Annotated in this window: 17 protein-coding genes; 11 read left to right on the top strand and 6 right to left on the bottom strand. The window is 58.2% G+C overall.

The annotated features are described in order from the left end of the window. Positions 1-37 precede the first annotated feature (37 nt). Together GEV39_RS25205 and GEV39_RS26305 are read right to left on the bottom strand one after the other, a co-directional pair. Entirely contained in the window at positions 38-943 is a 906-nt protein-coding gene (locus GEV39_RS25205) for a cation diffusion facilitator family transporter (RefSeq protein WP_047595902.1), read from the bottom strand. Positions 944-998: 55 nt separating this feature from the next. Then, the gene (locus GEV39_RS26305; RefSeq protein ID WP_224459391.1) at positions 999-1199 is read right to left on the bottom strand and encodes a zinc ribbon domain-containing protein; all 201 of its coding nucleotides are present in this window, start codon (positions 1197-1199) and stop codon (positions 999-1001) included. On the opposite strand from GEV39_RS26305, the gene GEV39_RS26300 reads away from it, so the two are divergent. Beyond that, entirely contained in the window at positions 1137-1328 is a 192-nt protein-coding gene (locus tag GEV39_RS26300; RefSeq protein WP_044047183.1) for a hypothetical protein, read from the top strand. The genes GEV39_RS26305 and GEV39_RS26300 overlap by 63 nt on opposite strands. A gap of 507 nt (positions 1329-1835) precedes the next feature. Beyond that, entirely contained in the window at positions 1836-3533 is a 1698-nt protein-coding gene (locus GEV39_RS25195; RefSeq protein ID WP_044047182.1) for a phosphoethanolamine transferase, read from the top strand. 209 nt (positions 3534-3742) lie between these two features. Here GEV39_RS25195 and GEV39_RS25190 read toward each other — a convergent pair whose 3' ends face one another. Both GEV39_RS25190 and GEV39_RS25185 read right to left on the bottom strand, forming a co-directional pair. Beyond that, complete coding sequence (locus GEV39_RS25190; RefSeq protein ID WP_013974864.1) at positions 3743-4285, bottom strand: flavin-containing monooxygenase; 543 nt, start codon at positions 4283-4285, stop codon at positions 3743-3745. Between the two features lie 42 nt (positions 4286-4327). Next, positions 4328-4666, bottom strand: coding sequence for an ArsR/SmtB family transcription factor (locus tag GEV39_RS25185; RefSeq protein WP_013974863.1), 339 nt, complete (start codon positions 4664-4666; stop codon positions 4328-4330). 115 nt (positions 4667-4781) lie between these two features. On the opposite strand from GEV39_RS25185, the gene GEV39_RS25180 reads away from it, so the two are divergent. The 8 genes from GEV39_RS25180 to arsJ are packed head-to-tail and all read left to right on the top strand — an operon-like array spanning position 4782 to position 10645. Continuing rightward, positions 4782-5195: an arsenate reductase ArsC gene (locus GEV39_RS25180; protein ID WP_044047181.1), complete on the top strand. Its 414-nt coding sequence runs from the start codon at positions 4782-4784 to the stop codon at positions 5193-5195. 8 nt (positions 5196-5203) lie between these two features. Then, positions 5204-5560 (top strand): metalloregulator ArsR/SmtB family transcription factor, encoded by a 357-nt coding sequence (locus GEV39_RS25175; protein WP_044047180.1) that lies wholly within the window; start codon positions 5204-5206, stop codon positions 5558-5560. A 19-nt stretch (positions 5561-5579) separates the two neighbouring features. After that, the gene (locus tag GEV39_RS25170) at positions 5580-6050 is read left to right on the top strand and encodes an arsenate reductase ArsC (protein WP_044047179.1); all 471 of its coding nucleotides are present in this window, start codon (positions 5580-5582) and stop codon (positions 6048-6050) included. 18 nt (positions 6051-6068) lie between these two features. Beyond that, positions 6069-7130, top strand: a complete 1062-nt coding sequence (gene arsB / locus GEV39_RS25165) for an ACR3 family arsenite efflux transporter (protein ID WP_054912979.1) — start codon at positions 6069-6071, stop codon at positions 7128-7130. 3 nt (positions 7131-7133) lie between these two features. Then, entirely contained in the window at positions 7134-7850 is a 717-nt protein-coding gene (gene arsH / locus GEV39_RS25160) for an arsenical resistance protein ArsH (protein WP_013974858.1), read from the top strand. Between the two features lie 12 nt (positions 7851-7862). Continuing rightward, a complete protein-coding gene (locus GEV39_RS25155) occupies positions 7863-8366 on the top strand; it encodes a cyclin-dependent kinase inhibitor 3 family protein (RefSeq protein WP_013974857.1) in 504 nt (167 codons plus the stop codon). A 32-nt stretch (positions 8367-8398) separates the two neighbouring features. Next, positions 8399-9403 carry an ArsJ-associated glyceraldehyde-3-phosphate dehydrogenase gene (locus tag GEV39_RS25150; RefSeq protein WP_013974856.1) on the top strand — a complete coding sequence of 335 codons (1005 nt, stop codon included), beginning with the start codon at positions 8399-8401 and terminating at the stop codon, positions 9401-9403. 9 nt (positions 9404-9412) lie between these two features. Beyond that, complete coding sequence (gene arsJ, locus GEV39_RS25145; RefSeq protein ID WP_044047293.1) at positions 9413-10645, top strand: organoarsenical effux MFS transporter ArsJ; 1233 nt, start codon at positions 9413-9415, stop codon at positions 10643-10645. 575 nt (positions 10646-11220) lie between these two features. Here arsJ and GEV39_RS25140 read toward each other — a convergent pair. Beyond that, a complete protein-coding gene (locus GEV39_RS25140) occupies positions 11221-12390 on the bottom strand; it encodes an MFS transporter (protein WP_173891621.1) in 1170 nt (389 codons plus the stop codon). Beyond that, positions 12383-13195 carry an alpha/beta fold hydrolase gene (locus GEV39_RS25135; RefSeq protein ID WP_173891620.1) on the bottom strand — a complete coding sequence of 271 codons (813 nt, stop codon included), beginning with the start codon at positions 13193-13195 and terminating at the stop codon, positions 12383-12385. The genes GEV39_RS25140 and GEV39_RS25135 overlap by 8 nt, the downstream gene beginning before the upstream one ends. A 125-nt stretch (positions 13196-13320) precedes the next feature. Here GEV39_RS25135 and GEV39_RS25130 point away from each other — a divergent pair, with 125 nt between their 5' ends. After that, positions 13321-13827, top strand: coding sequence for a MarR family winged helix-turn-helix transcriptional regulator (locus tag GEV39_RS25130; protein WP_173891619.1), 507 nt, complete (start codon positions 13321-13323; stop codon positions 13825-13827). Positions 13828-13832: the final 5 nt, after the last annotated feature.

Here is a 13832-nt window from a genome sequence, read left to right as displayed (position 1 = left end):
TTGGCGGCGGTGTGTTGATCAGGTGTCTACCGGCCGATCAATGCGACGGCGACGGAACGTTCTCGTGGAAAGCTGCGCGCTCGATCTGAATGGTGCAGTGATGGATTTCGAACGCGTCGCTGACTGCATCCACGACGGCCGCTAGCACAGCATCTCCATCTGCTGCGTCTCGGACGACCACGTGCGACGTCATCACGTTGCTTCCGCTGCTGACGGCCCAAACGTGCAAGTCATGGACATCCGTGACGCCGTCGACCTTGAGGATCGTGGCCTCGATTGCCGCCACGTTGAGCCCCCGGGGTACACCTTCCATAAGAATCCCCAGGCTCTCTCGAAGCAATTGCCAAGTCCGCGGCAATACCCAAAGGCCGATCGCTACGGCGACAACCGTGTCGACCCAGGTCCAGCCGGTAAAGCGGATAATGAGGGCTGCGATGATCACGCCCAACGATCCGAGCATGTCGCTCCAGACTTCGAGGTAGGCGCCTTTGACGTTGAGGCTCTCGTTGCTGGCAGATGCCAGCAGTCGCATTGAAATCAGGTTGATGATCAGGCCGACAATTGCGATCCACATCATCGCCCCGGTGGCGATCTCCGCCGGCATGAAGAAGCGCTGGTAGGCCTCGTACAAGATGTACATCGCCACCAGGAAGAGCAGCACGGCGTTGAACGTGGAGGCTAGGATCTCCAACCGCGCATAGCCAAAGGTTCTTTTCTGATCCGCCGGCCGCTTTGCGATCTGAAGCGCAATCAACGAAATTGCCAAAGCGGCGGTGTCGGTGAACATGTGAGACGCATCCGACAGCAACGCCAGGCTGCCGGTAATCCATGCGCCGATCACTTCAGCGATCATGAAGCTACCGGTCAGGACCAATGCCATGACTAGTTTCTTCTGATGCCCCTCACGAAGCGCGGCACTGCCATGATCATGATTCGATCCCACGTATTTCTCCTTGCACAGGGTAGTGGTCGCGTTGGATTTCCAGTGTGGCCATGCGCTAATGGGTGGCTTGGCCGCACTGGCTGCAGAATTTTGCTCCTGCTGTCAGGGATGAGCCGCAGGCCGTGCAACCACTCGATAGTGGTGTTCCGCAGTTTAGACAAAAGCGTGCGGACGGGGCGTTTGCGGTCCGGCAGTGCCTGCAAGTCTGCAGATCTTTGATTGGGGCTTGAGCTATTACGCGACCATCCTCAATCACCCGGTCATTACTGTCGCAGGATTGCTGCTGCTCGAAGCGACCATGCCGGTCATGTCGATCACTCCCGTGCCCACTACCGTGATGCTTGCCACCGCCGTGGTTGCCACGGCCGTGGTGGCCGCCCAATAAATTTTTGAGAAAACTCATGGTATTCGTCCCTCATCGATAGGTGACATCAGCACGAGCAAAAGGTGAAAGAAGTGTTCTGCTCGTTAGAATGACTTTTAAGTTAAAGTAAAAGTTCAAAATTAGCGTACGACAAAACGAAGCTGGTTTGTTTATGAAATTTAATTTAATTCGCCAGATGGCATTGACTACTCAAAGAGTCGGACCTGTCCGATTTTTTATCATAGCCTGAGCATTTACAATCGAAAAAGTCATTATCGCGATTCTGTCAGCATTGTAATCGCGAAGTCATCATGACGTTATCGTGTGGCGGAAATAATGCGCCTAGCGAGAGCTAATTTCTCATTTAATCCTATGCCTCACACATCCTAAGCGTCCTCAGGCTAAGGGGATCAAGGTCTCTGGCGCTCTGTACGGCCTGATTCGCTCAGTGTCTGTCGATGGCTTGCCGTTTAGCTCCCGACTATTCATAACCAGCGCCATGGATGAGCAGCTCCCTAGAGTTTGATAATGACACCTTCTAAATCCATTGTTCACATCCTGTTAAGTAAATGGATCCATGCTATTCGCAAAGTTAGACAGGAAGGCATCAGCACCAATTTACTCATCGCGCTAGTAACTTTTTGGTTGTTGTTGTTCGTGAACGCTGAGCTTTGGCGTGTGCTCTGGCGCCTGGCATTCAACACTGATGAAGTTAACTGGTTGCTCGCCGCCAGCCTGCCAGTCGTAGTGTTCGTTTGGGTGTTCACCGTACTTAGCTTGCTGTCATGGTCAAGACTCGCAAAACCTCTGCTGTGCCTGGTGCTGATCAGCGCGTCGTTCGCCAGCTACTTCATGAGTGCTTACGGCATCGTCATTGATTACACGATGTTCACCAACGTCGTGGAGACCGACGTCGGTGAGGTGTCCGAGCTACTGAACTGGAAACTTGGCCTCTGGGTGGCAATGGTAGGGGTATTGCCCGTCTACCTGATCTGTCTGGTGCCCCTGCGACGCAAGCCCTGGACCAAAGCGTTGGGTAGCAGACTCATCGTCCTGTCGCTCGCACTGGTAACCCTTGCTGGTATCGTGCTGAGCCAGTACCAGTCTTATGCCTCCCTCCTACGCAACAATCGGGAGATCCGGCTCATTCTGGTTCCCACCAATTTGTTTGCTGCCGGTCATGGTTACCTGAAACGCAAGCTGGCCACACCGAAAGCGCTGACCTCCATTGGTACCGACGCCGTGGTGACCAGGCAGGGAGCGGCTCGCAAACCCAAGCTGCTGGTACTGGCAGTGGGGGAAACCGCACGTTCCGCCAACTTCTCCCTTAATGGCTACTCCCGCGATACGAATCCAGAGCTGGAAAAGCGCAATGTCATCAGCTTCTCGAATGTGAGCTCGTGCGGCACTGCCACTGCGGTTTCCCTGCCATGCATGTTCTTGGACGTCGGGAGGGATGAGTACAAGGACGGCTTGGCCAAGAGCCGAGAAGGGCTGCTCGATGTGCTTCAGCGGGCAGGCATCAGTGTCATGTGGACTGATAACAATTCGGGCTGCAAAGGGGTCTGTGATCGGGTGCCAAACCACAAGGCTACCCAACACGCAGATGCTCAACTGTGTACCAGCGACGAGTGCAAGGACGGGGTGCTGCTTTCGGAGATGGAGGACTTCATCAAGCGTCAGGAAGGCGATGCAGTCCTGGTGCTCCACTACAAAGGTAGTCACGGCCCGGCCTACTACAAGCGCTACCCCCCGCAGTTCAAGAAATTCGGGCCGGTCTGCGAGACCAATGAGCTCGACAAATGTAAGCAGCAGGAGGTGATCAATGCCTACGACAATTCGATCCTCTACACCGACTACGTGACGGCCGGGCTGATCGACATCCTGGCTGCGAATACCAAATTCGACACTGCGCTCATGTACGTCTCAGATCACGGAGAGTCACTGGGAGAGGGTGGTCTTTACCTGCATGGGCTGCCCTATGCGATGGCCCCAGATGAGCAAACCAAGGTGCCATTGGTGCTCTGGATGTCTGATTCTCTCGCGAAAAGCGAACGCCTCAATGTGGGCTGCTTGAAAGCACAGACGAGCTCGCCACTGAGCCACGACAACCTGTTCCACACCGTACTCGGGATGATGAACGTCCAGACATCCTCGTATCGCTCAGCTCTTGATTTTACTGCCCCTTGCAAGACTTTGACCGGAAGCACCTACTCAGGCCTCTAATGCTGCAACGGGCTGAACACGTGAGGTCGATAGCGATTCCACATCGAGCTGCTTTGACAGCAGCCAGAAGCTCGACTAACTACATAGCAGTACTCAACAACCCAAGCGGAAAAGGAAATTTGCATGAGCATCAAGCCAGGCCCTAAACGCACCAACGAAGATGGCACTCCGGACAAGAGGCAGCGGGTCACGCCTGAGAAGCAGAAGGATCACCCAGACCTGAAACCCCACAAGCATAAAAAGGGGGAGTAGGGCAGAAAAGCAGCTTTTCGGAGCTGCTTTTTTATCTGCAGACAGTGTCCTGAAAAGCTCTCTAGCCCAGGAATGTCAGGCATGAAAGGACGGCTGAAGCCACCTGATGCCACTACCACAGCACGCGTAGTGAAATTCGCTCCGTTGGCGGTGCGAACCTCAAATGCCTTGCCCTTCTGTACGACCGCCACCACTCGGGTACCGCCCTGAAAAGGGAGCTGAAACTCGGCGGCGTATGCCTCCAGGTACTGCACCACTTCATTTCGCACCGGGTAGTCCTTGGGATCGCCAAGAAACGCTCGCCCCGGCAGCGCTGAGTACTCCGATGGTGAGAACAACTGCAAGCTTTCGTAGTAGTTACGCCAGTTACCGCCCGGGGATGTCTGCTCATCCAAGATGAGGTAATCCAAGCCGTGCTGCTGTAAATGCCAGCCAGTCGCCAAACCTGCTTGCCCACCACCGATAACGACCACATCCAGAACGCGATCCAACTCATTCATATATGCGCACTCATGCATATCTAAAGGCAAAAAAAGGCCGGACTACGGACAGCAGATCGATACTAGACCTTTGGTTCGCTGGAGCAGGCCCTCCAGTCGCTCGACGATCGACCCACCATTTACTTCATAGAACACCTGCCGACCCACCTTGGTGGCCTTCACGATCTTGGCGTCATGCAATACCTGCAGGTGCCTGGAGATCACCGAGCGCTCCTGTGGCAGCTCTTTGGCGATTTCGCCGACATCCGCCCGGCCGAGCAAAAGTACGCGCTTGAAAACCGCGACTCTGGAAGGCTCGCAAAGCGCTTTGAAGAAGGTCTCGTCTAGCGACTCGATGGCGGCTTCGATGGCTTGAGCACGGAGATTTTGGTTGGTCGTCATGCAGCCAATATATGTGCATGAACGCGCACATGTAAAGCCACCCATCATCGAGGGGTTGCGACACATTCGAAAAAGCGTATATTCGAAAAACCATATACACTCAGGGTACCAAGTGATGACTGGCAAGACCCGCGTTCTGTTTGTTTGCACCGCAAACGCCGCTCGCTCCCAGCTCGCCGAAGCTTTGCTCCGGCACACAGACCCTGTGCATTTCGAAGTTTTTAGCGCAGGTACCCAGCCTGGCCAAGTCGATCCGCGCACCTATGACGCCCTCGAATATCTCGATATCGATACCAAGGCTCTACGCAGCAAGTCCATCGACGAGTTTGCAGGGGAACGGTTCGACTACTTGATTACGCTCTGCGACAAGGCAGCCCATGAGTGCCTTACTTTGCCTGCCCTCGGCGAGGTTCTGGCGTGGAACTTCGAAGACCCTGTTACCAGTGACCAACACGATGCCTTCCGACGCACGCTTCATGAGATTCATGAGCGCATCAAAATGTTCGTCCTCGTGAAAACTAAACACTGAGAATTGCTATGACTGACTCGCTGACACCTACCAAGGTTTTCAAATGCCTCGCCGACGAGAACCGCATTCGGATGATGCTGCTGATCTCTCGCGAGGAAGAACTCTGCGTCTGTGAACTGACCTGCGCGCTGGAAGAAAGCCAGCCCAAGGTTTCCCGCCACCTGGCGCAACTGCGCACGTGTGACCTGCTGGAAGACCGGCGTCAGGGCCAGTGGGTTTATTACCGCCTGCATCCATCGCTTCCCGGCTGGGTACGTGAGGTCCTGGCGACGACGCTGGAGGCCAACCGCGAATGGCTGAGTGCTAGCACTAAACGACTGGACACAATGGGTGACCGCCCTCAACGCGTCGCCTCCTGCTGCTGATCATTGCCGAGAAAAACCGATGAAAGTTCTGTTCCTCTGCACCGCCAATAGCTGCCGCAGCATCCTCTCCGAGGCTGTTTTCAATCATCTGGCCCCGGCCGGCATGAAGGCCTACAGCGCCGGCAGCCAGCCAAAGGGTGATGTGCACCCGCTGTCCATCACCGCGCTGCAGCGTGCTGGTATCTCCACCGAGGGCCTCAGCAGCAAGTCAAGTGACGCGCATGCCGAGCTGGCACCGGACTTTGTCATCACCGTCTGCGACAAGGCCGCTGGCGAAGCCTGCCCCGTGTTCTTCGGACCAGCAGTGAAAGCCCACTGGGGGCTTTCTGACCCTTCTGACCAGCAGGGCAACACCGCCGAACTGGACGCAGCGTTCGACGTCACGCTTGAGCAGATCAAACGACGCCTCAATGCATTCCTCGCGCTGCCTTTCGAACAATTGGATGCCGCCCAGCTTAAGGCCGAGCTGGCCCGTATCGGAACGCTCTGACGTTTAGGGAGATCCACCATGAGCAAAAGCCGACTTTCCTTTCTAGACCGCTACCTGACGGTGTGGATCTTTCTGGCCATGGGCCTGGGCATTGGTCTGGGCAGCCTGTTCCAGGGATTGCCTGCGTGGCTGAATAGCCTGTCGGTAGGCTCGACAAACATCCCCATCGCCATTGGCCTCATCGTAATGATGTACCCACCTCTGGCGAAGGTGAAATACGAGGAGTTGCCACAGGTATTCAAGGACAAGCGCATCCTTGCCCTGTCGCTGATCCAGAACTGGGTGATCGGCCCGGTCCTGATGTTCGGGCTGGCCGTTGTCTTCCTTTCCGACAAGCCTGAGTACATGACCGGCCTGATCCTCATCGGCTTGGCACGCTGCATCGCCATGGTGCTGGTGTGGAACCAGATCGCCGGTGGCAACAACCAGTACGTGGCGGGTCTGGTCGCCTTCAACAGCATTTTCCAGATCCTGTTCTTTAGCGTGTACGCCTGGATCTTCCTGGGGCTGTTGCCGCCGCTGTTTGGCCTTGAAGGTAGCGTCATTGAGACCAGCTTCCTCGATATCGCCCAATCGGTGCTGATCTACCTGGGCATCCCGTTCCTGGCTGGTTTCCTGACCCGCAAGATCCTGATCAGCAGCAAGGGCGAGACCTGGTACCAGGAGCGATTCATCCCGAAGATCAGCCCGCTGACCCTTGTGGCGTTGCTGCTGACCATCGTCGCCATGTTCAGCCTGAAAGGCGACATGGTGCTGCAACTGCCGCTGGATGTGCTGCGCATCGCTATCCCGCTGACCATCTACTTCGTGGTGATGTTCTTCATCAGCTTCTGGATGGGCAAGCTGTTGGAAGCTGACTACCCACGTACCACGGCGCTGGCGTTCACTGCAGCGAGCAACAATTTCGAACTGGCCATTGCCGTGGCCATCGCCACCTTCGGCCTTGCCTCGCCGGTCGCGTTTGCCACCGTCATCGGGCCCTTGGTGGAAGTGCCGGTACTGATCTCCCTGGTGGGCGTGGCCTTGTGGCTCAAGCGCCGCTGGTTCGATCAGCCATCTGGCGCCTTGACTCAGGAGTAAATCATGACCGAACACCATATCCCGAATATCGACAACGATCTGGTCGACCTGCCGACAGCAGACAAACTGGCAGTCGAGCAAAAGTCCACCCATAACCCTCGCATCCTGCTGCTGTACGGATCGACCCGCGAACGCTCGTTCAGCCGCCTGCTGACGGAAGAAGCGGCACGCCTGCTGGAGCACTTCGGTGCCGAGACGCGGATCTTCAATCCGACCGGGCTGCCACTGGCGGATGACGTGCCCGATGACCACCCCATAGTCAAGGAGCTGCGCGACCTGGTGCTGTGGTCGGAAGGCATGGTCTGGTGCTCGCCAGAGCGCCACGGCGCGATGACTGGCGTGTTCAAGTCGCAGATCGACTGGATTCCACTGAGCATGGGCGCCGTGCGCCCCACTCAAGGCAAAACCCTCGCGGTGATGCAGGTCTGCGGCGGCTCGCAGTCTTTCAACGTGGTCAACCAGCTGCGCGTCCTCGGCCGCTGGATGCGCATGTTCACCATCCCTAACCAGTCGTCCGTGCCGAAGGCCTATCTGGAATTCGACGAGGCGGGTCGCATGAAACCCTCTTCGTACTACGACCGTGTTGTCGACGTAATGGAGGAGCTGGTGAAGTTCACCCTGCTGCTTCGTGATCGCTCCGACTACCTGGTCGATCGCTACTCCGAACGTAAAGAGTCGGCTGAAGAACTATCCAAGCGTGTCAATCAACGATCCATTTGAGGCTTTGTGAGCATGCAATTGCACCCGTATTCAGTGTTGGCTAATTCCGAACTGGTCGGCCAGCTGATCTTCACTCCGTGCCCAGGTACCAAGGAGACATCGGTATCTCAGGCTCTGGCAACGTTGCACGATGCCGGCGCAAGCGCGCTGGTAACCCTGATGCCGAGTGAAGAACTGCTGCAGAACGAGATCGATCTGCTTCCCGAGGAGTGCCAACTGCTGGGCCTCGAATGGTTCCACCTGCCGGTCGAGGATGACGAAGCGCCCGGTGAGCCGTTTGCGGCCGCCTGGAAGGCTCACCGGGAACGCCTGAAAGAGCTGGTGATGACCGGTAAGACGATCGCCATTCACTGCAAGGGCGGCTCTGGCCGCACCGGCCTGTTTGCCGCCCGCCTGATGATCGAGTGCGGCATCCCTGTGCAGGAAGCTGTTTCCCAGGTCCAGGCCCTGCGTCCACGTGCGATCCAGAACCCTGCGCACGTTGGGTATATCAACCAGTTCAGCGACACCCTCTGACCTTTCGCTAATCGCGATTCGAGAAAAAGAACATGGCTATCAAAGTAGGTATCAATGGGTTTGGCCGTATTGGTCGCTTGGCGCTTCGCGCCTCCTGGGACTGGCCGGAATTCGAGTTTGTGCAGATCAATGACCCGGCCGGTGACGCCGAGACCCATGCCCATCTGATCAACTTCGATTCGATCCACGGACGCTGGCACCGTGAAGCCCGCGCAGAGGGCGACGCGGTAGTGATCGAGGGCAAGCGCATCAAGGTCACCGCCAACAAGACCATCGCGGACACCGACTGGTCGGGCTGTGACTTGGTCATCGAGGCCAGCGGCAAGATGAAGTCGGTAGCCGTACTCCAGGCCTACCTGGATCAAGGCGTCAAACGTGTGGTCGTCTGCGCTCCAGTGAAGGAGAAAGGCGCACTGAACGTGGTGATGGGCGTCAACCAGCACCTATTCGACCCGGCGCAGCATCGTATCGTCACCGCCGCTTCCTGCACCACTAACTGCCTGGCCCCGGTGGTCAAGGTGATTCACGAGAACCTGGGCATACGCCACGGCTCGATCACCACCATTCACGACCTCACCAATACCCAGAGCATTCTGGATACACCGCACAAGGACCTGCGTCGCGCCCGAGCCTCGGGCATGAGCCTGATCCCGACCACCACGGGATCTGCCACCGCAATCGCCGAGATCTTCCCCGAGCTACGCGGCAAGCTGAATGGTCACGCCGTACGTGTACCACTGGCCAACGCCTCGCTGACCGACTGCGTGTTCGAAGTGGAACGTGAGACAACGGCTGAAGAGGTCAACGCGCTGCTGAAAGCCGCAACCGAAGGACCGCTGAAGGACATCCTGGGCTACGAAGAACGCCCCTTGGTGTCCATCGACTACCGCACCGATCCGCGGTCCTCGATCATCGATGCGCTGTCCACCCTCGTAGTCAACGGTACCCAAGTGAAGATCTACGCCTGGTACGACAACGAGTGGGGCTACGCCAACCGTGCGGTTGAACTAGCACGCCTGGTCGGCGCAGCGGAGTAAATGGCGATCATGAAGGCGTTGTCAGCCCTGTCTGCGGAAGTGCGTCAGTACCTGCTGGTTACCGGCAATTACTGGGCCTTCACCCTTACCGACGGCGCTTTGCGCATGCTGGTGGTACTGCACTTCCATTCGCTGGGCTACACGCCGCTGCAGATCGCGGCGCTGTTCCTGTTCTACGAAGTGTTCGGCGTGATCACTAACCTCGTGGGCGGCTACCTCGGCGCCCGCCTGGGGCTCAACCGCACCATGAACATCGGCCTTGGCATGCAGGTCTTCGCCCTGCTGATGCTCACGGTACCAGCAGCCTCGCTGACGGTGCCGTGGGTGATGGCGGCCCAGGCGCTCTCCGGCATCGCCAAGGACCTGAACAAAATGAGCGCCAAGAGCTCCATCAAGCTCCTGGTGCCGGACAGCCAGCAAGGCATCCTCTACAAATGGGTGGCCATCCTGACGGGCTCGAAGAACGCTCTCAAAGGCGTGGGTTTTTTCCTCGGGGGAGCATTGCTCGCGTTGCTCGGTTTCACCCAGGCGGTGCTGGCCATGGCGGCGGTGCTGGCCCTGATCTGGATCGGTAGTCTGATGCTGCTGAAAAAGGACTTGGGCAAGGCCAAGGCCAAACCGAAGTTCCGCGACATGCTGTCCAAGAGCCGGGCCATCAACATCCTCTCGGCCGCACGGCTGGTTTTGTTCGGTGCGCGGGATATCTGGTTCGTCGTGGCACTACCGGTGTACCTGAGCTCTGCGTTTGGCTGGGACTTCTGGCTGGTCGGCGGTTTCTTGGCCGTCTGGGTAATCGGCTATGGCATCGTCCAGTCGTTTGCCCCCCATATCACCGGCAAGAGGCGTGGTCATGTACCCGATGGCCGAGCAGCCTTCATCTGGGCAATCGCTCTGGCCGGACTGCCTGCGCTCATTGCCGTGGGCCTGTCGGCAGGCTGGTCGGCAAAGGTAGTCTTGCTCGGTGGGTTGATGCTGTTCGGTGTGCTGTTCGCCGTGAACTCATCGCTGCACAGCTACCTGATCGTCAGTTATGCCAAGGAAGATGGCGTCTCCCTGGATGTAGGCTTCTACTACATGTCCAACGCCCTCGGTCGTTTGGTCGGCACACTGCTGTCAGGTTGGGTGTTTCAGGCCTATGGGTTGGAGGCTTGCTTGTGGGTTTCCAGCGTCTTCGTATTGGTCGCTGCACTCATCTCGATTGCTCTGCCCAGGCACACTGAAATGGCACAGCAGACGCACTGATCTGAGAGGAAATGCGGAAGCCATCAGGCCTTCGCTTTCATCACAAAGTGCTCCATTTCTGCTGCGGTATTTCGGGCCGTGCGGGACACCCCGTTCACAGAACGTGTTGCTTACGCGCCTCCGCCACAGGCGGGACCATCATGACATCGCCCAACCCACCGACTGGCTGGTCAATGACGCGCCCGGGGAGTTTTTCTCTAGCGCAACCGTCCTGGCACAGTTCAATTCTCTAACTCCACTGTCTCCGTTCCAAGCACAAAAGATACCATCATAATTTTTTCGGGTTTTTTCCGAGGCGTACCCCTGCGATTTTTCTCCGGCTGAACCTTTGCTGTGACAACCGTTATTGTTGTGACAACCTTTATTAAACGAAAACCCCCGAGATTTTTTGAAAAGCGATGCTTTGTGACAACCTTTAATTTCGCTTCCACAGGATCAACCTCCCCGCTAGGCCGCGAATTTCCAGAGGTTTTGTGACAGAGTTTATTAATAAGCAACAGGCTGCTGGTTTCCGGCAGTAAAAGTGGTACCGCGACATTAAAAGCTGTTATGCCTGATCACCGCCCCCTGATGATCTAGGCACCGCTCGCTTGCGCCGCTGGCTCTGCCGGTGGGCGCAACCGTGTGGCCAGGCCCAGCAGGCACAGGGTGCCGATGACCATGATGCCCCAGGCCCAGTGCAACGAGCTGAGCTGATCGCGCACGATACCGGCGATCAGCGGCAAGCTGGCCGCGATCAGATAGCCGCCGCCTTGTACGAAGGCCAGCAGCGCACCGGCTTGGGCCGGGGAGTCAGCGTGGTCGAGCGTGACGATGAGCGACAGCGGGAACAACGCGCCGATGCCAAGGCCCAGGCAAAGGGTGGCGAAGATCGCCAGGTGCAGGGGTGCGCTCAGCAAGCAGATCAGACCGGCCAGCAACAGCAGAATGACCACCGTCAGTGGCTGGCGACGGTCGGGATAGCGATGGATCAGTGCCGACACCAACAGCCCGGCGGCGACCTCGGTGAGGGTCAGGGCTCCCAACAAGTAACCGGCCTCTGCAGCGCTCCAGCCAAGCTCTACATAGAACGGTGGCAACCACGCCAGCACCAAGGTGTAGGCACCGGTGCCGATGCCAAAGAACGCCAGCAGCAACCAAGCCCGCGCGCTGTCGTACGGCAACCTCGCATCGGTGGTACGCGCCGGGTCGCTACCGGCTGCCAGCACCCAGGCGATCAAGCCGACCAGCGCAGGCAAGGCCGCCCAGCCGAGCGTAAGCTGCCAGCCGAAGGTTGCTGCGCCGGGCGCCGCGAAAGCAGCCGCCAGCGCCGCACCGGCCATGATGCCGGTGGTGAACAGCCCCATGAGCATGCCGGCGTTTTGTGGGTGGCTGCGTTTGAGAAACGCAGGCATCAGCGCCTGGATCACTGCGATGCCTACGCCGCCTAACATGGCTGTGGCGATCAACGCTGCGCCTGAAGTGACATAGGCGCGCGCCGCGCAACTGATGGCGATAAAGGTGATGCCCAACGCTACCCCTTTGATCTCGCCAATCAGGCGTAACAACAAGGGGCCGCAGAGGGCGAACAAGCCCATCATCATCACCGGCAAAGTAGTCAGCAGCCCGGCCTGCGCATTGCTCAGGCCAAGGTCCTGCTGCAAGGTGCCGAGTAGCGGGCCGACGGCCGCCATGATCGGGCGCAGATTAAGGCCAATCAATACGGCCAACAGGCCGACGCAGGCTTTACTCGGTACGTTACGCATGTTCAGGGTGCTCCTGCAGAAAACTGCCCATTGCCTGATTGAACGCTGGGGCGAGCGGAATGTTGAAGACGTGGCCGTCGCCTGCCAAGGTCAGTAGCTGGGCATGGCCGATGCGCTCGCTCAGAAGCTCGGCTTCCGCACGCGGGCTGAGCTGGTCGCCGGTGGCCGCCAGCACCAGGGTCGCGGCCTGGATCGCCGGCAGCTGTTCCCTAAGGTCGTACTGCTGCATGCCCTGGCACCAGTGCTCCTGGTTGGCGGTTGCCAGCTGCGCGGCCTGGGCATGCCAGGCCTGATACAACCGTTGACCCCGAGTGGATGCGGCATACTCGGCTCCGACCAATGCCGGCCAGGTCGACTTGAAGCGCTTCAGACAGCCATCGGCTTGCCGCAGGCCGTCGGCCCAGTCGCTGAGCATGGCTTGGCGGTGACGATCGTTCATGTGGGCGAAGGTGCCGGCAACGATCAGCTTCTGCACGGCATGCGGTGCATGACAGGCCATTTCCAGCGCCACCATGCCGCCGAGCGACAGACCGATGACATGCGTGGATTCCAACCCCAGGTGATCGAGCAGTGCAAGCATTTGAAGTGCCTGGGCGTGGGCTGTGATACCTTCCGGCGCTTGGCTGGAGGCGCCATGGCCCAACAGGTCAGGTACGATGACGCGGTGACCCATGCCCAACAGCGCGCTGACCTGGGGCATCCAGGCGCGCCCGCTGTTGCCCAGGCCATGCAGCAACAGCACCGGGCTGCCGGCACCGGCATCGTAGTAATAGTGGCGGTGCGGTCCCTGTATGAAAAATGCCATGTGTCTCTCCTGATCCTTCAGTCGCATGCTCGCCAAGATAGCTTAACGTTAAGATACTTTAAAGGCGCTAGGGTTCAGGTTTGTGTGCGGGTTAACAGTGATGAAGGGCACGGTCGAGGGAAACGATGGACGATCATGTGGATTTCGTGGTGGCGCAGTGGGCGCAGGCGATGCCCGAAGTGGACGTTTCGTCCATGGCGATATTCGGGCGCATGGTGCGCATTCATAAGCATCTTGAACGCCTGCGCGCCGAGGCGTTGGCCCAGTATGGCTTCAAGGAAGGCGAGTTCGACGTGCTGGCCACGTTGCGCCGCGCCGGGGCGCCGTATCGGCTCACCCCCACCGAGCTCTATCGCTCGCTGCTGGTCACCTCCGGCGCCATGACCAATCGGCTGGCACGGCTGGAAAGTGCCGGCATGGTCGAGCGGATTGCCGACAGCCAAGACAAGCGCAGCTCGCAAGTTGCGCTGACCGTCGTGGGTAAGGAATTGATCGACCAGGCCGTCCTTACCCATACCGAAATACAAGAGTTGGTATTGGCTCCCTTGAGTGACCAACAACGCGCGGACTTTGCCCAAGTGTTGAAGCACGTGCTCGTGCATTTGCCCGGCGAGGGCGCGCCAACGCCATGAACTGG

This window comes from Pseudomonas sp. NY5710, assembly GCF_013305665.1.
GTDB classification, from domain to species: Bacteria; Pseudomonadota; Gammaproteobacteria; order Pseudomonadales; family Pseudomonadaceae; genus Aquipseudomonas; species Aquipseudomonas juntendi.
This window is presented reverse-complemented; position numbering and strand designations above follow the sequence as displayed.

Excerpts from the sequence above, each read along its gene's own strand:
- GEV39_RS25140 (WP_173891621.1), bottom strand. The coding sequence starts at position 12,390 with ATGCGTAACGTACCGAGTAAAGCCTGCGTCGGCCTGTTGGCCGTATTG.
- GEV39_RS25175 (WP_044047180.1), top strand. The coding sequence starts at position 5,204 with ATGACTGACTCGCTGACACCTACCAAGGTTTTCAAATGCCTCGCCGAC.
- arsH (WP_013974858.1), top strand. The coding sequence starts at position 7,134 with ATGACCGAACACCATATCCCGAATATCGACAACGATCTGGTCGACCTG.
- GEV39_RS25170 (WP_044047179.1), top strand. The coding sequence starts at position 5,580 with ATGAAAGTTCTGTTCCTCTGCACCGCCAATAGCTGCCGCAGCATCCTC.
- GEV39_RS25135 (WP_173891620.1), bottom strand. The coding sequence starts at position 13,195 with ATGGCATTTTTCATACAGGGACCGCACCGCCACTATTACTACGATGCC.
- GEV39_RS25150 (WP_013974856.1), top strand. The coding sequence starts at position 8,399 with ATGGCTATCAAAGTAGGTATCAATGGGTTTGGCCGTATTGGTCGCTTG.
- GEV39_RS25190 (WP_013974864.1), bottom strand. The coding sequence starts at position 4,285 with ATGAATGAGTTGGATCGCGTTCTGGATGTGGTCGTTATCGGTGGTGGG.
- GEV39_RS25185 (WP_013974863.1), bottom strand. The coding sequence starts at position 4,666 with ATGACGACCAACCAAAATCTCCGTGCTCAAGCCATCGAAGCCGCCATC.
- GEV39_RS25195 (WP_044047182.1), top strand. The coding sequence starts at position 1,836 with ATGACACCTTCTAAATCCATTGTTCACATCCTGTTAAGTAAATGGATC.
- arsB (WP_054912979.1), top strand. The coding sequence starts at position 6,069 with ATGAGCAAAAGCCGACTTTCCTTTCTAGACCGCTACCTGACGGTGTGG.
- GEV39_RS25155 (WP_013974857.1), top strand. The coding sequence starts at position 7,863 with ATGCAATTGCACCCGTATTCAGTGTTGGCTAATTCCGAACTGGTCGGC.
- arsJ (WP_044047293.1), top strand. The coding sequence starts at position 9,413 with ATGAAGGCGTTGTCAGCCCTGTCTGCGGAAGTGCGTCAGTACCTGCTG.
- GEV39_RS25180 (WP_044047181.1), top strand. The coding sequence starts at position 4,782 with ATGACTGGCAAGACCCGCGTTCTGTTTGTTTGCACCGCAAACGCCGCT.
- GEV39_RS25130 (WP_173891619.1), top strand. The coding sequence starts at position 13,321 with ATGGACGATCATGTGGATTTCGTGGTGGCGCAGTGGGCGCAGGCGATG.